The organism is Nocardia lijiangensis NBRC 108240, assembly GCF_001613045.1.
In the GTDB taxonomy this organism is placed as follows: domain Bacteria; phylum Actinomycetota; class Actinomycetes; order Mycobacteriales; family Mycobacteriaceae; genus Nocardia; species Nocardia lijiangensis.
The window spans coordinates 1-18,570 of the sequence record NZ_BDBP01000034.1 but is presented as its reverse complement, the minus strand read 5'-3'; the positions used below and the strand labels follow the sequence as shown (position 1 = coordinate 18,570).

Here is an 18,570-nt window from a genome sequence, read left to right as displayed (position 1 = left end):
CCACCGGCTCGGCGGGTTTTCCTCCGCTGTGACAGTGCGCTGATCGAGCACGACAACCCCTGGTCCCTGCGGCCGGGGGTTTTCCTTTTGTGCGGGGCGCGTCGCTTACTGTTCCCGCGGCTCGATCCAGAGCGCTTCGGAGATCGCGCACAGCTCGCCCGCGGCGCTCGACAAGGCCACGCCCACGGTGTATTTGCGGCCGTCCTGCGCGATCGGCCACGCGTGGGCGATGTGTGGTTCGCCCGCTCGGATCGGTCGCAGCAGCGTCGCGGTGAGGGCGGCGGTGACCGCGCCGCGGCGCATGCCGGACAGCAGGAATCCCGCAATGCCGCCGGGGCAGTCCAGGGCGGCCCAGGCGTTCTCGGTGGAGAGGGTGCCGTCCGCCGCGCCCAGCGCTGGATCCGGGACCCAGGCGGCGGCGGCGAGATCGCGGCCGGGCAGTGCCCAGGGGAACAGTCGCAGGCCCCGGCCGGGGGCGCACGCCGCACCGCAGCCGTAGCAGTCGGTGACGGGGCGGTCGCCCGAGGCGAGGACGCGCGCCGTGAGCGCCTCGGCCTCTGTCCAGCTCGGTGCGGGCGGGATGTCGAGAGACAGCGTCGCCGGGCTGATTTCGGCGAGCACCTTTCCCTGCGCGTCGGTGAGGGCGGTGCCGTTCACCGCGGTGCGAGTCAGTGACAGGGGCGTGCCGACCGGCACCTTGGCGCGGAAATCGACCCGCGCGGTCGGTACGGGGCAGTGGGTCGCGAGCACGCCGGCGACGAAACCGCCGAAGGCGACGTCCGGATAGCCGTGGATGTGTTCGGGAAGGGTGATCTCGTCCACCTGAATCATCTACCGCACCACAACCCTCTCCCGCCCGTGGCGTCCATCGGCACCGACGATACCGGCGGCCCCCGATAGCCTCGACGGCGGCCGCTCGGTTACCGCGGGAGCAGCGCGCCGCCGAGCTGGGTGAGCAGCAGGCTCATCACACCGACCTCCTGGCCCTGGGACTGCACCATCGCACGCGCCGTCTCCTTGACCGGTCCGCCTTCGAGCTGCCGATCGGCCGCCATCGCCATCGCGATCCCGCCCTGATGGTGGCGAATCATGAGTTGCAGGAACAGGATTTCGGCGTCGCGGCCCCGCGTCGCGGCCAGTGTGTCGAGTTCGGCCGTGCTCGCCATGCCGGGCATCGGCGCGTCCGGTTGGTGCGTCGAATGCCGGTGCGCCGCAGCGGTATCCGTCATCCACGCCATCGGTCGCGACGGCAGCGGCGACGCGTCGGCCAAGCGCAACCAGCCCAGCATGGTGCCGATCTCGATCCGCTGGGTGTCGGCCAGCTGCTCGGCGATCCGGCGGACGGCCGGTGCCGCGTCGGGATCGAGGCGCTGGGTCATCAGCAGTGCCTGCTGGTGATGCGCCGTCATGTCCTGGGCGAAGCCGATCTCGACGGTGTCGAACACCGGTGCGGCCGTGTGTTTTTCGGGTATAGCCAGCGGCCGCAACGCCGCCCCGATCGCCAGCAGCATCAGGGCGACCGAGGCGAACGCGGCGATCCGTGCCGCGCGGGGCATCCTCACGAGCCGACGATCGAGCGCTGGTCCGCGGGCGGGGTGTACACCGCGTCGTCCAGCCGCAACACCATGAACCCGTTGTCCGAGCACGCGACGTAGAGCTCGTTGCCGCGCCATTCCGGCGGGGAGAAGCACCAGTCGGTGGAGACGTCGCCGAAGGCGAGCCGCCCGGTGCGCGGGGTGAGCGCGTCGCCAGGATTGAACTGTCCTTCCAGCACCGCGCGCGCCGCGGGCGGCGCACTCATCAGCGGGACGCCGATGATCGAGGCCAAGGCGTGCGGGGAATTCCAGAGCTCGAGATTGCGGCCGGTGCGCGCGGGCGGGTTGAAGTAGGCGATCTCGCGCACCGCGAACGGGTCGCGCACGTCGAAGACCCGGATGCCCGAGGAGATCCACCCGCAGGCGAGTGCCGTGGGATTCTCCTGCCGGTCGGCGGCGCAGTAGTGCGATTCGTAGGCGAAGGCCGAACCGCCCATCGAGGACCCGATATTGGCGTCGATGTGCTGGGGCAGGTTGATCTCGAGCTTGAGCTTGTTGGCGACCTTGGGCGCGTTGTCGTTCGAGACGTCGATGAGTTTCACGCCGCCGGAGCCGCCCTCGTCGACAGTGAACAGGTACGGCTTGCCGTCGTAGCTGACGGGAATGCTGTGCTGGGTCGCCCAGCCGTCGGTCCAGAAGGTCCTGCCGATGTGATGCACCTGCGGGTTCGGGTCGCGGCGCTGCACGGCGCTGATGTCGAGCACGGTGAAACCGCCGAGCGCGGACAGGTACATGCGGTTGCCGTCCGGGCTGATGCCGAAGCCGTGCGCCTCGATGCCGGTCAGCCCTTGCCAGACGACGCGCGGGTTGGCGGGATCGGTGAGGTCGACCGCGCTGACGAAACCGGGGGCGATGCCGGACGCCCAGTAGGTGCGGCCGTCGGGGGAGAAGCCGCCCTCGTGCGTCGTGATCGGCAGGGGCATCAGCAGATTGGTGCCGGGGCCGGGGTTGAGCAGGCGCGGATGAGCACAGTCGGAGATGTCGTAGACGGAGAGATAACCCACGCCTGCGCCGATCGGGACGCCCGTGCCGACCAGTAGTTTGCGCTCGGCGTTGACCTTCAGGCTCTCCCAGGTTCCCGCGAGCATGGCGGGCTCGGTGAGGCTGACGGTGGGGCGCGGGCTGGCCGGATCCGAGACGTCGAGCACCTGGACGCCGCGGCCCTCGCTGATCAAGTCACCCGGAAAGAACGAGCCCATGTAGGCGCAGTGTTCGAAGCTGGTGGAGGTGATGCCCGCTCCGCGCCCGGCGAATTGGCCGACCATCGACATATTGCACCGGTAACCCTGGGTGCTGCGTCCGCTGTCGCGGTCGGCGGCGGGCACGTCGCCCTGGAGGCCGGGTTCCGGCATCGAGCCCGGTCCGCAGTCCGCGCGCGGTACCGACTTGCGCCCGACATCCAGGAATTCCTGGACTGCGGTGGCGATGTCGGATTGCAGATCGGCCGAGGCGCTGCCGGGCACCATCATCGCGGTGATCACCGCCGCGGTGAGCAGCGCGACCGGTCTGATGCGGCGCAATCGTGACAGAGAGTGCATCGTTGCGACCCCCCACTTCCTTGTTCGCGGTCGTCACGCGCCACCTGACTGGGACAGTGGTGCGATCTGACTGAATGGTAGTAATGGGGAGTAACTTGTGGAAGCGAATCGGGAGATCTCCCAAACGTTCCGCATTTTGCTTGCGTTTCGCCGCCGCGCGCTGCGTGGCTGATCCGCAAGGGGATTCGTCGGCGCCGACCAGTACTCGGGCATGGCTGCCGAGGGGGTTGTCGCTGGCCTGGATCGCGCTCGCGTCGCGGAATCGTGCTGGACGGAAGGTTTTTGGCTGGGCCGTGGAATCCCCGTCCGGAGCGTTGATTGTGACCTATGGTCGCATCTACTGGGACAGATCCTGGTGTCCAGGGGGCTTTCGAATTTGTCGCGTGAGGGGATCGGAACGCCGCCGATTTGTGCGGTGAACCAAGGTCCGCCGCGGCGACGCTTCGATGGACTTGCTGCCCAAGGCTTTTGGCTACGGGACGTGGGGTGCGCCTGGTGGGTGTGCTGACCTGATCTCTACTCCTCGGTCATCAGTTGCAGCAGGTTGCGCAGGTCGCGACGCTGGTCTTCATCGAGGGCGGCGAGCGGGTTGCGGGCGAAGCGCAGACGGCTGCGCAGGTCTTGGGCTGCTGCTTTCCCGGCGTCCGTGGTGGCGAGAAGCTTGATTCGCCGGTCGTTGGGTTCGGGCCGGCGTTCGACGAGGCCCCGGTTCTCCAAGCGGTCCACGATGCCGGTGAGGTTGGACGGTTCGGCTCCCAGTCGTTCGGCGACGCGACGCATGGGCAGAGGGGCCTCGTCCAGGACGATCAGTGCCTTCGCTTGCTGAGGGGTGAGGCCGTGGCGAGCCGCGGCGGCCTCGTACTCGCGGGTGTAGCGGTCGGTGACCTTCGCGAAAAGGTGGATGGAGCGCAAGGACGAACGGGGACCGGGTGGCCATGGACGAACGCGACGGCCTCGGTCGGGTCGGCGTCGGCGGGACCGCCGACCGCCTCGGATCGGCGATCGCGTGGATCGTCAGATCTCTGCGGGCCACGGGTTTGTCGCGATGAGGCCGGAGGTTTCCAGCGCCTCGGTGCGGTGCACGGAGATCGCCTGATAGCCGGGGTCGAGCACCATTTCGAGGAATTTCGCCCGCGACGGGTACCGAACGATCAGGATCGTGTCCCACCACGGCTTGGCCCCCTCGCCGATGACGACCTGGGCGGCATCGGCCACGCACACGATCGTGGCACCGACTCGGTCGAGGTGGGGCTGCACCTCGGCGGCATAGCGCAGGTAGCTCTCGCGCCCGCCTGCGTCGTTGAACGCGAGCAGGTTCACCATCATCACCGGTTCGTCACTGGCCTTGGCGGCCTCGGCAAGCGTCTTCACCTGCTGCTCGGTCGGGTCGATGTGGCGTGCTGTCGCGGTCATGGCTCTCCCTAACACTGTGATCGGCGTCTCTGCCGCCCCCAATAATTCGTGACCCATCCCATGGCCGTCTTGACAGTGGAGGACAAATAGTTGGCCCTAGAGGACATGTCCCATGACGCGTGGTCGAAAACCGACAGTCGGATGCGCTGACAATGACCGGCTCTACGGGCTGGTGCTGTCGTGCCCGCCGGCGGGAAGCGAATTCGGGACGCCGGACGGAACAGTGCGTAACCATCGCCGGTGAGCGGCGGGGCCGCGGCCGAACCAGCGTTGGCAGGAACGAGTCAGAACGCTCTGTTCGGCGTATCCGAGTTCGTGGGCCAGGTGGACGAGACTGATATCGGTGTCGCGCAGATACCGCTCGGCTGTCTTCCGGCGGACTTCGTCGACTACGGTGGCGAAATTCGTCCCTTCGGCGGCCAGTCGTCGCTGCAGCGCCTTGGGGTGCAGGTCGAATTGCGCGGCAATGACTTTCAGGTTCGCCGAACCGGTGGGCAGCAACTGTCGGACGATGTCGGGCACCGATCCACCCATGCCCGGTTCGCGCCCGCTGACGATCGTGTCGAGGTACTGAACCACTGCTCGGTGCGCGATCTCGTCCCGGGCGAGGGTGCGAGAGAGATCAGAGGTTCGAAGGGTGAAGCCGGTGATCCGTTGCGCGAAGTGCGGGGTGCAGCCGAAATACTGCTGGTAGTCGTCGGGCGGGGTGAGTGGTTCGTGCGGCAGGTACACCCCGAGCGGTACGTAGTCGGCACCCAGCAGGAAACGGAACACCTGCAGTATGGTCCCCAGCGACAATTCCGTCGCCTGAGCATGCGGCGGCAAGTCCGTCGTCAGAATTTTGAACTCGAACAAGGAACGCGCGGGGTCGTCGAGCGCAGCGATGTGCCCGCTGATCGCCGGACTGTACGCGGCCATGTAGGTATCGAAGATGGCAAACGCATCGGCCACGCTCGCCGCGGTACGCGCGGCGACTCCGACCGGGCCGAGGATCTCGATGCCCTGTCGCAGCGCGAGCCGGCGACCGAAGTCGGGTGCCAAGCTCGCGCCGAGTTCCACGGCGCGGACGACGCGCCGATAGGGCAGAAACACCTCGCTGTTACCCGCATCTTCCTGCCGGATGCCTGCCGAGCGCAGCAGTTCGACAGGGTCACCACCGAGTTCGGAGACCAGACGCCGGTATCCACTCAGTGCTGTGCCGCGGATCACAGTCATATCTCTAGTGGTCCTTCTTTGTCCTCAACTGTCAATACGTCGGTGAGCTGGATCGCGCATTGTGGCCAGCACAGTCTCCGGATCGGCCAGTACGGAGGGGTCCTCGAGGGTCGACGGCACGGCGTAGTGCTCGCGCGAGGCGATCTGGCGCATGATCTTGCGCAGAATCTTGCCGGATCGGGTCTTGGGCAGGGCCGCGACGATTGTGACGTCGCGGAAGGTCGCCACGGGTCCGATCTGGTCGCCCACCATGGTCACCAGTTCGGTGCGGAGGGTCTCCGGGTCGAAATCGGCGCCGGATTCGAGTACCACGTAGCCGCTGGGGCGTTGGCCCTCGGGGGCATCGTGCAGCTCGATCACCGCGCATTCGGCGACGGCCGGGTGCGCCGCGACAACGGCTTCGATGCTGCGCCGATAGACCTCGGTGTAGCGGCTGCGGGGCGCAGTCGATCGTGGCTGCACGAGCGCGTCTTCCTTTATCGGGCGGTGTGTGCGCGAGACGCCGGGGATGGCCGAGCCAACTGGGGCGATGTGGCGCTGAGGGTGCGCCCAGCCTCAGTAGCGCTGTCGTTCAAGGGAATCGGTGGCGCGAGTGGTCCCGCCCGCCGTCGGTTGTGTTCGACGGCACGCGGGCGGGACCGGACCACGTCTGTGGTTCAGAGGGTCGGATCGATGAGGATCTTCGCGTCGGCCGGTGAGGTGCGCAGTCGCTCGAAGGCATCGGCGACGGCGTCCATGCCCACGGTGCCGGTGAGCAGCGGGGCCACCTCGAGCTCACCTGCTGCGAGGTGGGCGAACGTCGCCGCGAACTCCTCCGGCGTGTACATCAGCACGAACCGGATGTCGAGTTCCTTCAGGATCGCCTGCGCAGGCTCGAAAGTATCCGTGGTCATGCACAATCCGGCCACGACGATGCGCGTCCCGGCGGGCGAGCCCGCCACCAGCTGCTGGATGATCCCCGGGACACCGACACATTCGAACGCGACGGTGGGACACAGCGGCAGCGGGCCGGCCAGCGTGGTCGGGGCCGCCATCTTGTCCGGATCGTCGGTGGCCGCTGCGGCCATCCACACCTGGTACGGGTCATCGACAGCGGGGTCGACCACCACGTCGGCGCCCAGCCGCCTTGCCAGCTCGCGCCGTTCGGGAGACAGATCCGCGGCGATGATCGGACCGCACCCGCGCATCCGCAGAATCGCGATCACCGCCAGCCCGATGGGACCGCACCCGACCACGAACGGGACGGCGTGCTGTGCGAGTTCGGCCTTGGCCACCGTCCGATAGGCCACCGCCAGCGGCTCGGTCAGTGCCGCCAGCTCGGTGGGCACGTCTTCGGGTACCTCGATGAGCAACGCCTCGGACAACACGATGCGCTCGGCATACGCGCCGGGCGCCTCCGGACCGGCGAAGCCGAGATAGACGGGCTGATCCCGCAGCAGCGCCGGCATCGACACCACGCGGCTTCCGATCGGGATCCGCTGGGCGGTGCCCGGTCCGTAGGACACGACACGGCCGACGAACTCGTGGCCGAACACGACCGGCCGGGCCAGGTCCATCAACTCCACGCCCAGCGCGGTGCGCGTCGCCGCGTTGAGCTCGGCGCCATGGGCGGCGCAGTGCAGATCCGAACCGCAGATCCCGCAGGCCAACACCTCGACGAGCACCTCACCGGCCCCCGCAACGGGTTCGGCGACCTCTTCGACGCGCAGCTTGCCGTCCTGCATCACCACTGCACGCATCAGGACTCCCGCGCCATGAAACCGGCCGCGCCGCCGCCGAGGTAGTCGACCGGGGCCACTCCCTGTGCCACCGACAGCTGCTCGGTGAGATGACGGATCGTGACGGCATCGAGAATCGAGTGGAACTGGCCGTCCTCGGAGAAGTTGACGTTTCCACCCTCGACGCGGATGAACAGTGTGGTGTCCTCGGTGTTGGACTCCGGGCACACGAAGGTGTGCACGGACCCGCCCGGTTCGTACAGATACGATCCCGCGGTCTGCAGCTGGTCGGGGTATTCCAGATAGTGCCAGCTGCCCGACAGGGTGTACGCCTCGGCGATGCCGGTGTGGTAGTGCAAAGGCACTTTCGCGCCGGGGCTGAACCTCGCCAGCACTACCCAGCAGCCCGCCTCGAGATCCAGACGCAGCGGCTTGAAGTGCACACCCGGACCGAGGGCGTCATGGATCAGCGGGATGTTCTGCTCGTTGACGGTCAGCAACTCGCCCTGCGGCAGAGCGACGAGCGGCAACGGCGCCCCCGAACTGGTCTTCATCGGCGCCGGGCTGATCTTCAGGGTCATCGGATTTCCTTCCGCGAGTGAATTCACCCGCAAGCGGTCTCGTCGTAGCGGGGTGTCGTTCGAATCGACTTCCCCAACAATGCGTGACCTACCTCACTCTCGTATTGACGAGAGAGGACGATGATTTGACAGAAGAGGACACGTGGGCGGCCTGTCAGGCGTGCCCGAATACTCGGGTCAATGCCCGGGCGCGGCCTGCAGTTCGGGCGCGGCGGCGGCCAGCAATGCGTCGCGGTCGCGGTTCAACGGAGGATAGATACGCCGGGTGTTGATGGCGCGCTTGGTGTTTTTGGCCTCCTCGCCGCACGCGACCACCTGGCGGTCCCAGCCCTCGGTATACACCGCGCCTGCCGTTCCCAGATCGAGAACCGTTACATACCAAGGGATCCGCAACGGCTTCATGGGCTTGCCCAGAAGATCACCGATGACGTTGTATCCGGCCCATCGGCCCATCGGGCGGCTGTGCTGGCAGGACATCACCGACATATGCTCGTCGTCCATTTTTGCGGCGGCGACGTCACCGGCGGCGAATACCCCGGGCACGCCGCAGACCCGCAGGAAATCGTCGACGGGGAGTCGACCCAGCCGGTCACGGTCGACCCCCAAGTCTGCGGTCAGCGGGTTGGCCCGCATGCCTGCACACCAGACGACGGTGGCGGCGGTCACCACTTCACCCGAGGAGAGCGTCACGGCGCGCTCGTCGATGGCGACGACCCCGACGCCCACCTTGGTCTCTATCCCGATGCAGGCCAGCGCTGCCTCGATGACCGGTCGCGCCGATGCGCCCATGTCCGAGCCGACGAACGGGTTGCGGTCGATCAGGATGACCCGCGGTGCGACGGCACGCGTGGCAAAGGCGTCGGCGAGCATCGCGGGCAGCTCAGTCGCCTCTTCGATCCCCGTCAAACCTGCCCCGACGACAACTACTGTCGCGGCCGCCGGGTCAGCGGGGCCCTCGGCAAGCCGGCGCAGGTGGGCTTGCAGTCTGGTCGCTGCGTCATGGGTGTCGATATCGAAACCGAACTCCCGCAGGCCAGGGATATCGGGCTTGACCACCTGGCTGCCCAGCGCGAGCACCAGCCGGTCGTAGCCGTGCGCGCCCGCGGTGGATTTCACGACCCGCGCCACAGGATCGATCGCCGTCACTTCGCCGAGGATGTGCTCGATTCCCACCGGATCGAGTAGAGCGCTCAGCGGGATGCGGGATGCGCTCAGATCGGTCTCGTAGTCGCGCACGCGGATGTCGTGGTACGGCGTGGAACTGATCATCGTGACATCGACGGTTCCGACCGCCACACCGAGCTCGTCGAGCCGCCGGGCCGCCGCGAGCGCCGCCCACAGACCCGCAAACCCGGACCCGAGAACCACGACACGCGAAGGATCGGTCGCTGCAGCGCGCTGCACATCGTCATTCTAATCTCGAGTCCGGCACCGGTGGTCCTGGCAGCGCTGGGACGCTCCCTTGCGGCCGAGAAGGTTTCGCCTAGAGGAGCTTGCCCGGGATCGACGCGACCAGCCCGCCGTCGATGATCAGATCCTGGCCGTTGATGTACGACGCTTCGCCGGAGGCGAGGAACGCCACGGCGTCGGCGACGTCTTCGGCGGTGCCGATGCGTCCGGCGACCACCTCGCCGACGACGACGGCCTGCGCCTCGGCGGACACTTCGGCGTGGAACATCGGGGTCTCGATGTAGCCGGGGCTCACCGAGTTGACGCGGATTCGCCTCGGCCCCAGTTCCGCGGCGAGGGTGTGCGCCAGGTTGTGCACCGCGGCCTTGGTCGCCGCGTACAGCGAGCCGCCCGGCATGCCGCGATGCAGCGTCCAGGAGGCGTTGACGACGATCGCCGCGCCGTCGGACAGCAGCGGCAGCGTCTTCTGGAGGGTGAAGAACACGCCCTTGAAGTTGATGTCGACCACGCGGCCGAACTCGGCCTCGGTGACTTCGGCGTGTGGCTGGAACGAGGCGACGCCCGCGTTGGCGAAGACCACGTCCAGGCGTCCGAAGCGCTGCCGGATCGCGTCGGCGAGCGCGTCGAGATCGGCCAGGCTGGATGTGTCACCGGGGACCGCGAGGACATGAGCGCCGCCGCCGAGTTCTTCGACGGCGGCATCGAGGCGGCTCTTGTCGCGGCCGGTGATCACCACCGTGGCGCCCTCGGCGAGCAGCCGCCGGGCGGTGGCCAGGCCCATCCCGCTGGAGCCGCCGGTGATGAGCGCGATCTTGCCCTGGTAGCGGGAGCTGCCGGGCGATTGGGAAGTGCTGTGCGTCATGGCATTCAGCCTGCCTAGCGCGGCGCATGGCAAACAGTGCGTGGTGAACGTGGGTCTGGCAACACCAGTCAGGCCGACGTGGCCACCGGGGTGCGCAGGAGCTGAGCGACGCGCTGTTCGGTCGCGGTGCCGGGCTTCGGGTTGTACAGCTCGAGGATGCGATCGGGGCGGTCCGCGACGACCAGGGTGGTCGTATCGAAGTACAGCTCGCCCGCCTCGGGATGGCGCACCGCTTTCACGCCTTGCCCCGGGACGCCGACATCGTGGCGCGCCCACAACTCGGCGAATTCGGTGCTCACCGCGCAGAGTTCGTCCACCACGCGGCGGAACTCGGGATCGCCGGGGGCCCGGGCGGCGTCGGCACGGAAAGCAGCGACGACCGCGGGCGCGATGGACGCCCACGGGTCGTGCATGCCGCGGTAGCGGGCGTTGGTGAAGAACGAGACGAGGCAGTTGTGGTCGGTGTCGTCGTATCCGAAGACGGTGCGCGTCACATCGTTGATCGCGAGCAGGTTCCAGTAGGGGTCGCGCAGGATCGCCGGGCGCGGTGTCCACGCGTCGACCAGCTGCCGAAGCTCCGATGCGACCTCGGTGTCGCGCGTTCCACCGGCCTGCGGCGGATTGAGACCGGCCAGCACGTAGAGGTGCGCGTGCTCGGGCTCGGTCAGGCGCAGCGCACGCCCGACCGCGTCGAGGACCTCGGCCGACACCTTGATATCGCGCCCTTGCTCGAGCCACGTGTACCAGGAGACGCCGACCCCCGCCAGCAGGGCGACCTCCTCCCTGCGCAGCCCCGGCGTCCGCCGTTTGCCCGCGGTGACCAACCCGACGTCACCGGGGGTGAGCCGGGCGCGGCGGGTGCGCAGGAAATCGCGGAGCTGCTCGCGGCGCTGAGTCGCCGCCGCGGGGGATTCGCTGGGCATATGCCACGGTAACAATTGAACGCAGTGGGTGGCGGCCGCCCTGACATGCTTTGCCGTGCAGCGGCTTATCCGACGGCGTGCTCCGCGCCTGCTTCGAGCAGCTTCTCACAGGTGGCGAGCAAAGCGCCGCGCAGGGCCGCGGCCCGCTCGGCGAGTTCGGCCTGTCGGCGGACGTACTCCGCGCGGCCGGACGGGGTTTCGATGGGGATCGGGGTGTAGTCGTACTCGCCGAGGTCGTAGGGGCTGGCGCGCATGTCGAGTTCGCGTGCGTCGCATGCCAATTCGAAGCATTCGAGCAGCAGCTGAGAGGAGACGAGCGGGACGAGCTTGAAACTCCACTTGTAGAGATCCATATTGGCATGCAGGCAGCCGGGTTGTTCCCTGGTCACCTGGTCGGCGCGGGTGAGCGGCTGGGCGTTGCGGCCGACGGCCTCCGGGGTGAAGAAGCGGAAGGCGTCGAAGTGGGTGCAGCGCAAAGACATCGCTTCGACCACCGCGTCAGTGCCCGTCGAGCCGAGCCGCAGCGGGACCTGCCGGTGGCGGACGTCATCGGTGCGGTACACCATCGCCCACTCGTGCAGCCCGAAGCAGGACAGCTGCGCCGGACGGGATGCGGTAGCGCGCAACAGGTTCGCGACGAACTCGATGGTGTCGCGGCGGCGCGCCAGATACGCGGGGTCCGCCGTGAAAACCGGTCCCGGCTCCCGACCAGTCGCGCCCGAGACTCCGCGCTCGCCACCCGGCTCGGCCGCGGCGGACCGTTCGAGTGCCACCGTATGGCCGTATCGATCGTGCGTGGCGACCTGGCTGAATGACTCGGGCGCCGTGATCCGGCTGAACGAGTCGGGCGCCGTGACCTGGTCCGACACCCCAGGCGCCCGGTGGTACCCCCGGGCACCCTTGTACTCGCGCGCACCGGCCAACCCGACGCCGAAACCGGGATGCCACCGGCGCAACTGAGCAGGCTTGTTGCCGTAGTAGGTGAACAGGAAATCGATCACCGGATGCACGGAACCAGCGGCCCGCCGCTCCAGGTACGGCCCGACGAGCTCGTCCAACCGCGCCTGGTAGGCGGCGGCACGCACTCGCCAATCCTGCTCCGCCAATACGCTTTCGACCATCACGCCGACTCCCGAGCGAACCGGCCCGCGTGCCCCTGCGGGTGACACATTCCGAGCGGCAGCCGATCGTCGTCTGCTCGATGGTCCGTGAAGTGAGCGCGTGGCGTGAAGCCGGACCGCGCCACCGTGCCGCACGGCGCGATGCCGCGAGGGAATACGGTGGCGGGGAACATCATTCGGCGATCCGGTGGGTGGTGTCGCGGACCGTGCCGACGAACTCCTCGACCAGGTCCTCCAGCGCGACGATGCCCACGGTGTTGCCGTGGGCGTCGACGACGCGCCCCAGGTGGCTGCTGGTGCGGCGCAGGCGGGCCAGTGCCTCGAACAGCGTCGCGGACGCGCCGACCGTCGGGAGCGGACGGATGTCGGTGCGCGGAATCGGGGTGTTCGGGCCGGCGTCGTCGTCGGCGACCTTGTCCAGTACGTCCTTGACGTGCAGGTAGCCGACCAGCGAACCGTCATCGGCGCACACCGGGTAGCGGGAGAAGCCGGTCTCCGCGACCGCGGTCTCGATGTCGCCGAGCGTGGTTCCGTCGCCGCGCAACGGCACCGAGCGAGTCGTGGCCAGCGGCACCATCACATCGGCGACGATCCGCTCGGAGGTGCCGAGCGCCTGGGTGAGGCGGCGGTGCTCCTCCTCGTCGAGCAGCCCCTCCGAACGGGATTCGCCGATCATCTCGGCGAGCTCCACGCTGGACACGGTGGCATCCAGCTCGTCCTTGGGTTCGATGCGCAGCAGCCGCAGTGACAGGTTGGCCGCCAGGTTGTAGAGCGCGATCAGCGGGCGGGCCACCCGCAGCCACATCAGATGCATCGGAACAAGCAGCAGCGCACTGCGTTCCGGCCCGGCCAGGGCGATGTTCTTCGGGATCATCTCGCCGAAGAGGATGTGCAGGATCACCACGATGGTCAGCGCGACGGCGAACGCCACCGGATGCAGCAGCTGGTCGGGCAGGCCGAGCAGGTCGAACGGCCCCTCCAGCAGGTGCGCGACGGCCGGTTCGCCGACGCGGCCGAGCAGGATCGAACAGATCGTGATGCCCAGCTGCGCGGCGGCGAGCATCATCGACAGGTTCTCGCCGGCCCGGATGACCGTGGTGGCGTTGCGCTTACCCTGAGCGGCCAGCGCCTCGAGCCGGTCGCGGCGCGCGGAGATCAGCGCGAATTCGGCGGCGACGAAGAAGGCGTTACCCGCCAGCAGCACCACCGTGAGCAGGATGCCGAACAGATCACCCATGGCTGTGCTCCTGTTGCGTGCGGGCGATCAGCGCCTCCGGGGTGACCGGGATCAGCCGGACCCGGTCGATGCGGCGGCCGTCCATGCGTTCGACCCTGGCGATCCAGCCGCCGTCGTCGTGGCCATTCGGGTGTCTGTTGGCCGTGGGATTGGGCAGCACCACCTCGTCGCCGACCACGGGTATGCGGCCGAGGCCGGTCAGCACCAGTCCGCCGAGGGTTTCGTATTCGCCCTCGGGCGCGTCGTAGCCGGTGGCGCGGGAGACCTCGTCGATGCGCAGCAGGCCCGAGCAGTCCCAGCCGTCGGAGACCCGCCGCACGTCGCGCTCCTCCTCGTCGTGCTCGTCGCGCACGTCGCCGAGGATCTCCTCGATCAGGTCCTCCATGGTGACCAGGCCCGCGGTGCCGCCGTACTCGTCGACGACCAGCGCGACCTGCATGCCGTCGGCGCGGACGCGTTCGAGCACTTCGTCACCGTCGAGGCTGGCGGGCACCACCGGAACGGGGCGGGCCAGCAGCTGCAGCGGAGTGGTGCGCCGCACATTCGCCGGATGGGTGAACGCCTGCTTGACGTGCACCACGCCGAGTGCGTTGTCGAGATCGCCATCGATCACCGGGAACCGGGAGAAGCCGGTGCGGCTGGCGGCCGCGATCAGATCGGCGATGGTGTCGGACTTGTCCAGCGACTCGACCTTCACCCGGGGCGTCATCAGTTCTTCGGCGCTGCGCTCGCCGAACTGCAGCGAACGGTCCATCACCAGTGCGGTGCGCTGGTCGAGGGCGCCGCGCTGCGCCGAGGTGCGCACCAGCGATCCGAGTTCCTGCGGTGAACGCGCCGAGCGCAGTTCCTCCGCGGGTTCGACGCCGAGGCGGCGCACCACCCAGTTCGCGGTGCTGTTCAGGAAGTGGATCATCCACTTGAACACCACCGAGAAGGCGACCATCGGGCCCGCGGTCATCCGCGCGGTCGCCATCGGCTTGGCGATGGCGATGTTCTTGGGCACCAGCTCGCCGTAGATCATCGACAGCGAGGTGGCCAGCACCAAGGCCAGCGCGAGCGAGACGCCGTTCGCCGCACCCGAGTTCAAGCCTGCCGCGGTGAACACCGGCGCCAGCAGGCGGGCGATGACCGGCTCGGCGATGTAGCCCGTGATGAGTGTGGTGATGGTGATGCCGAGCTGGGCGCCGGACAGCTGGAACGAGAGCGTGCGATGCGCTTGACGCACCATCCGCGAGCGCACGTCACCGGTGCGGGCGTGCGCCTCGACGGTGCTGCGTTCCAGGGCGGTGAGAGAGAATTCGGCCGCGACGAACAGCGCGGTGCCTGCGGTGAGGGCGATGAATCCGACCAGGCTGAGAACGGTGAGGGCGGCGGACACGATCAACACCGCCCGCGGAGCGCGGAACTACGGGACACGCGGGGACGAGCTGGTTCGGGGTGGCTTGCTGCGGGAAGGAGAGCGCCGGGTTTGTCACCCGGCTCGGTAGAGGAGCCCTCCTGTGCGGCGCCCTCGGACGCGGGTGACAACTTGTTCCTTTCGGCATGCGGAAATCGTGGTGCCGGGAAAACCGGCAACCACCATGCTACCGGCCGACGCGGTGGATCGCGTCGCCCGGTATCCGTCCTCTTCGCGTGTCGGTGCTCACCAACCGCTGGGCAGCGGACGTCCTTCCGCGAAGCCCGCAGCGGACTGCACGCCGAGCACGGCCTTGTCGTGGAACTCGGTGAGCGTGCGGGCGCCCGCGTAGGTGCAGGCGCTGCGCACACCGGAGCAGATGTGGTCGATCAGGTCCTCGACGCCGGGACGCTCGGGATCCAGTCGCATGCGCGAGCTGGAGATGCCCTCTTCGAACAGCGCCTTGCGCGCCCGGTCGAAGCCGCTGTCGGTGGCGGTGCGTGCGGCGACGGCGCGCTTGGAGGCCATGCCGAAGCTCTCCTTGTAGGCGTTGCCGTCGCGGTCCACGCGCAGATCGCCGGGCGACTCGTAGGTGCCTGCGAACCAGGAGCCGATCATCACATTGGACGCGCCCGCGGCCAGTGCGAGCGCCACGTCGCGCGGGTGCCGGACGCCACCGTCCGCCCAGATGTGCACGCCGAGTTCCTTTGCGGCCGTAGCACATTCGGCCACCGCCGAGAACTGCGGGCGGCCGACGCCGGTCATCATCCTCGTGGTGCACATGGCGCCGGGGCCGACGCCGACCTTGATGATGTCCGCGCCCGCCGCGGCCAGATCTCGGGTGCCGTCGGCGGAGACCACGTTGCCCGCCACCAGTGGCACGCCGAGGCCGAGATCGGCGACAGCGCGCAGCGTTTCGAGCATCTTCTCCTGGTGGCCGTGCGCGGTGTCGATGACGAGCAGGTCGGCGCCCGCGTCGACCAGCGCCTTGGCCTTCGCGGCCACGTCGCCGTTGATGCCCACCGCGGCGGCGACGCGCAGCGTGCCGTTGCCGTCGACGTTGGGCTGGTAGATGCCCGCGCGGATGGCGCCGGTGCGGGTCATCACGCCGGTCAGCGTGCCGTCCTCGGCGGTGAGCACGGCCAGGTGCGCGTGCTCGGCCTCGAGCATGTCGAACAGGTCGCGGGGGGAGGTGCTGGCGGGTGCGTGGACGAAATCGGTGACGGCCACCTCGCGCAGGCGGGCGAAGCGGTCCACGTCGGTGCACGCGGTCTCGGTGACCACGCCGACCGGCTTGCCCGCGTCGACCACCACCAGCGCGCCGTGCGCACGCTTGTGCATCAGCGCCACGGCCTCCGAGACCGACCGATCCGGGTCCAGCGTGACCGGGGTGTCTGCGGTGAGGGAACGGCTCTTGACGAACGCGATGGTGTCGGCGGCCGCGCTGATCGGCAGGTCCTGCGGCAGGACCACGATGCCGCCGCGCCGGGCGACGGTCTCGGCCATGCGGCGGCCCGCGACAGCGGTCATGTTCGCCACGACGATGGGAATGGTGGTGCCGGAACCGTCGACGGTCGACAGGTCCACGTCGAATCGGGACGCGACGTCGGTCCGGTTCGGGACGAGGAAGAGGTCGTCGTAGGTGAGGTCGTACGGCGGCTGGTGTCCAGGGAGAAACTGCACTTGACCAATACTAACCGGGACCTCGGACCGGCGGGGCAATTCCTCGGCGTCCGGCGGAGCGGTCCCATCGAGCGGGACGGGGTGTCCGTGTGCTGTGTGGCTGCGGAATAGGGGGAGTCCGAACAAGATCGGATGCGGTGGTGGCGGTGTCCCCGGGTGTTGCTGCGTTGGTGGACGAACCAGGAAGGCCGGGCGTGAAGGGCCAGGATGTGGTCGATCAGGGCGGCTGCCCGTGCGCGGCGTGTCGGTGGAACAGGGCGAGCCTGAACAAGATCGGCTGTGCGGGCTTCGGTGTCGCCGGGCGCCGTGCGCTGGACGGTAAGCCGATGACGCTGGGCGGCGCGGCGAGCCGTGATGGGGTCGATCAGGCTGCGGCTTGTGCGCGGGACAGCTGAATTGCGGTGGCGCACATGACGAGCACGGCGATGGCGGTGATCACCACTCCGAAACCGTTGGTGCGCAGGTGTTCGTTGAGCACCGTCAGGCCGAGGAATGCGGCCGCGAGCGGTTCGGCGATCGTGACGGCGGGCAGCGAGGCGGTGAGCGTGCCTGCTTGGAAGGCGCGCTGCTGGAGGTAGACGCCGAGCAGGCCGGAGGCGAGGAGCGCCCAGGTCTGCCAGCTGCCGAGGACGTGGCCGAGACCGTGCTCGAACAGATCGGTGACGTAGGAGGTGAGCGCGGCGGCCAGCCCGTACAGCGCGCCGCCCGCGGCGCCGAACAACAGGGCGCGGCGACCGCCGTCGGCCGTGCCGAGCGCCAGCGCGACCGCGCCGCCGATCGCGCCAAGCAGAATCGCCAGCGGGACGACCCAATCACGCAGCGGCGCAGTCGAATCCCCTTCGGACGGATTGCCGACCAGGAGAAAGCAGGCCAGCGCCCCGACAAGCGCCAGCGCGGCCGCCCAACTGCGCGCCCCGACCCGCCTGTTGTTGAGCCGCGCCGAGAGCGGCAGCGCGAACACCAGCGCACTCACCAGAATCGGCTGCACCAGCAGCACGGCCCCCAGCGCGAGCGCCGCGACCTGCATCGCGTACCCACCCGCGTCCCCACCGATCCCGGCCCACCATCGCGGACTGCGCACGAGCGTCCCCACCAGCGACTGCTCCTCCGGCACCGCCGCCGCGGCCCGCTGCTGCGCCACCGCGGCCACCGCGAACAACAGCGCGGCAACGAGCGCACAGACCACGGCCCCCAGCGGATGATGCGGCACCAACCCAGTTTGCCCTGCGATAGCCGACCCGCCGATCCGCCCGCCCCACCCGGCGCGTCGCCCGTGCATCCCGGGCGTGTCGCGCCTGCCCACAGACCCTTTGCCCGCCTCACATAGGCGGCTCCTGTGTGAGGCGTCCAGAAAGAGTGTGGAACCGGCATACCTGCCACAGGCCTCGGCCGTGCGGGCAGAGTCGCCGCTGTCGCACCGGCCGACGCGGTCACACAGCGTGTGCACGCCTCACAGCCTTGACGCCTGTGTGAGCCGTGCGAAAGGTGTGCGTGAAGGGTTCACCGACACGTGGATCTTGGCGGTTGGGCGTGCGGTGGCGTCCCGACTCCATATCAACCGGCGTCTTCGCAGATCTTCTGTGCGCCTCGCAGAGCTCAGATCGTCTGCGAGGCGTGCACATGGTCTGCGAGGGCACACGTGCCGGTGAACGGGCGTTGGGGGTGGCCCGCGCCGAGGTGACGTCGGTGTAGCGGCGTCCGCCGCATGTCCTAGGGGAAGGAGTATGGGCCTCGGCGCGAGGGGATCCGATCGAGGGATTTGGTGCGGTGGCGATCCGGGGCCATCGCACCGTCCGCAGCGGCGGAACCGGGTAGTGGACAGGCGGTCAGTTGGTGCGGCGGCGTTGGCCGCCGCCTGTGGCGCGGCGGCGGGGCTGG

Annotated in this window: 16 protein-coding genes and 1 pseudogene; all 17 read right to left on the bottom strand. The window is 68.7% G+C overall.

Annotation, left to right across the window (positions count from 1 at the left end):
- Nucleotides 1-105: 105 nt before the first annotated feature.
- Complete coding sequence (locus tag NL1_RS13660; RefSeq protein ID WP_067838927.1) at nt 106-831, bottom strand: PaaI family thioesterase; 726 nt, start codon at nt 829-831, stop codon at nt 106-108.
- 89 nt (nt 832-920) lie between these two features.
- A complete protein-coding gene (locus NL1_RS13655; RefSeq protein WP_067838925.1) occupies nt 921-1,556 on the bottom strand; it encodes a DUF305 domain-containing protein in 636 nt (211 codons plus the stop codon).
- Nucleotides 1,557-1,558: 2 nt separating this feature from the next.
- Nucleotides 1,559-3,133 carry an LVIVD repeat-containing protein gene (locus NL1_RS13650; protein ID WP_067838922.1) on the bottom strand — a complete coding sequence of 525 codons (1,575 nt, stop codon included), beginning with the start codon at nt 3,131-3,133 and terminating at the stop codon, nt 1,559-1,561.
- 516 nt (nt 3,134-3,649) lie between these two features.
- Nucleotides 3,650-4,045, bottom strand: a complete 396-nt coding sequence (locus tag NL1_RS13645; protein ID WP_156094833.1) for a MarR family winged helix-turn-helix transcriptional regulator — start codon at nt 4,043-4,045, stop codon at nt 3,650-3,652.
- Between the two features lie 102 nt (nt 4,046-4,147).
- Complete coding sequence (locus NL1_RS13640; protein WP_067838917.1) at nt 4,148-4,546, bottom strand: DUF1330 domain-containing protein; 399 nt, start codon at nt 4,544-4,546, stop codon at nt 4,148-4,150.
- A gap of 162 nt (nt 4,547-4,708) precedes the next feature.
- Complete coding sequence (locus NL1_RS13635) at nt 4,709-5,761, bottom strand: AraC family transcriptional regulator (protein WP_067838913.1); 1,053 nt, start codon at nt 5,759-5,761, stop codon at nt 4,709-4,711.
- Nucleotides 5,762-5,785: 24 nt separating this feature from the next.
- Nucleotides 5,786-6,169 (bottom strand): annotated as a pseudogene (locus NL1_RS13630) (AMP-binding enzyme); the annotation flags it as partial.
- Nucleotides 6,170-6,417: 248 nt separating this feature from the next.
- Complete coding sequence (locus NL1_RS13625) at nt 6,418-7,500, bottom strand: zinc-binding dehydrogenase (RefSeq protein WP_067838907.1); 1,083 nt, start codon at nt 7,498-7,500, stop codon at nt 6,418-6,420.
- Entirely contained in the window at nt 7,500-8,060 is a 561-nt protein-coding gene (locus tag NL1_RS13620) for a 2,4'-dihydroxyacetophenone dioxygenase family protein (RefSeq protein WP_067839104.1), read from the bottom strand. The genes NL1_RS13625 and NL1_RS13620 overlap by 1 nt, the downstream gene beginning before the upstream one ends.
- A gap of 177 nt (nt 8,061-8,237) precedes the next feature.
- Entirely contained in the window at nt 8,238-9,464 is a 1,227-nt protein-coding gene (locus tag NL1_RS13615) for an NAD(P)/FAD-dependent oxidoreductase (RefSeq protein ID WP_067838904.1), read from the bottom strand.
- 79 nt (nt 9,465-9,543) lie between these two features.
- The gene (locus NL1_RS13610) at nt 9,544-10,332 is read right to left on the bottom strand and encodes a glucose 1-dehydrogenase (protein WP_067838901.1); all 789 of its coding nucleotides are present in this window, start codon (nt 10,330-10,332) and stop codon (nt 9,544-9,546) included.
- Between the two features lie 68 nt (nt 10,333-10,400).
- Nucleotides 10,401-11,255: a helix-turn-helix transcriptional regulator gene (locus NL1_RS13605; RefSeq protein WP_067838897.1), complete on the bottom strand. Its 855-nt coding sequence runs from the start codon at nt 11,253-11,255 to the stop codon at nt 10,401-10,403.
- Between the two features lie 65 nt (nt 11,256-11,320).
- On the bottom strand, nt 11,321-12,376 hold the full coding sequence (locus NL1_RS39430; RefSeq protein ID WP_245673245.1) for a 3-methyladenine DNA glycosylase: 1,056 nt from the start codon (nt 12,374-12,376) through the stop codon (nt 11,321-11,323).
- Between the two features lie 172 nt (nt 12,377-12,548).
- A complete protein-coding gene (locus NL1_RS13595; protein WP_067838894.1) occupies nt 12,549-13,613 on the bottom strand; it encodes a hemolysin family protein in 1,065 nt (354 codons plus the stop codon).
- The gene (locus NL1_RS13590) at nt 13,606-14,991 is read right to left on the bottom strand and encodes a hemolysin family protein (RefSeq protein ID WP_067839101.1); all 1,386 of its coding nucleotides are present in this window, start codon (nt 14,989-14,991) and stop codon (nt 13,606-13,608) included. Before NL1_RS13590 ends, NL1_RS13595 begins: the two co-directional genes overlap by 8 nt.
- Before the next feature lie 264 nt (nt 14,992-15,255).
- Nucleotides 15,256-16,692, bottom strand: a complete 1,437-nt coding sequence (locus tag NL1_RS13585) for a GuaB1 family IMP dehydrogenase-related protein (protein WP_067838892.1) — start codon at nt 16,690-16,692, stop codon at nt 15,256-15,258.
- 364 nt (nt 16,693-17,056) lie between these two features.
- Nucleotides 17,057-17,902: a DMT family transporter gene (locus tag NL1_RS13580; protein ID WP_067839098.1), complete on the bottom strand. Its 846-nt coding sequence runs from the start codon at nt 17,900-17,902 to the stop codon at nt 17,057-17,059.
- Nucleotides 17,903-18,570: the final 668 nt, after the last annotated feature.

Excerpts from the sequence above, each read along its gene's own strand:
- NL1_RS13660 (WP_067838927.1), bottom strand. The coding sequence starts at position 831 with ATGATTCAGGTGGACGAGATCACCCTTCCCGAACACATCCACGGCTAT.
- NL1_RS13655 (WP_067838925.1), bottom strand. The coding sequence starts at position 1,556 with ATGCCCCGCGCGGCACGGATCGCCGCGTTCGCCTCGGTCGCCCTGATG.
- NL1_RS13650 (WP_067838922.1), bottom strand. The coding sequence starts at position 3,133 with ATGCACTCTCTGTCACGATTGCGCCGCATCAGACCGGTCGCGCTGCTC.
- NL1_RS13640 (WP_067838917.1), bottom strand. The coding sequence starts at position 4,546 with ATGACCGCGACAGCACGCCACATCGACCCGACCGAGCAGCAGGTGAAG.
- NL1_RS13635 (WP_067838913.1), bottom strand. The coding sequence starts at position 5,761 with ATGACTGTGATCCGCGGCACAGCACTGAGTGGATACCGGCGTCTGGTC.
- NL1_RS13625 (WP_067838907.1), bottom strand. The coding sequence starts at position 7,500 with ATGCGTGCAGTGGTGATGCAGGACGGCAAGCTGCGCGTCGAAGAGGTC.
- NL1_RS13620 (WP_067839104.1), bottom strand. The coding sequence starts at position 8,060 with ATGACCCTGAAGATCAGCCCGGCGCCGATGAAGACCAGTTCGGGGGCG.
- NL1_RS13610 (WP_067838901.1), bottom strand. The coding sequence starts at position 10,332 with ATGACGCACAGCACTTCCCAATCGCCCGGCAGCTCCCGCTACCAGGGC.
- NL1_RS13605 (WP_067838897.1), bottom strand. The coding sequence starts at position 11,255 with ATGCCCAGCGAATCCCCCGCGGCGGCGACTCAGCGCCGCGAGCAGCTC.
- NL1_RS39430 (WP_245673245.1), bottom strand. The coding sequence starts at position 12,376 with ATGGTCGAAAGCGTATTGGCGGAGCAGGATTGGCGAGTGCGTGCCGCC.
- NL1_RS13595 (WP_067838894.1), bottom strand. The coding sequence starts at position 13,613 with ATGGGTGATCTGTTCGGCATCCTGCTCACGGTGGTGCTGCTGGCGGGT.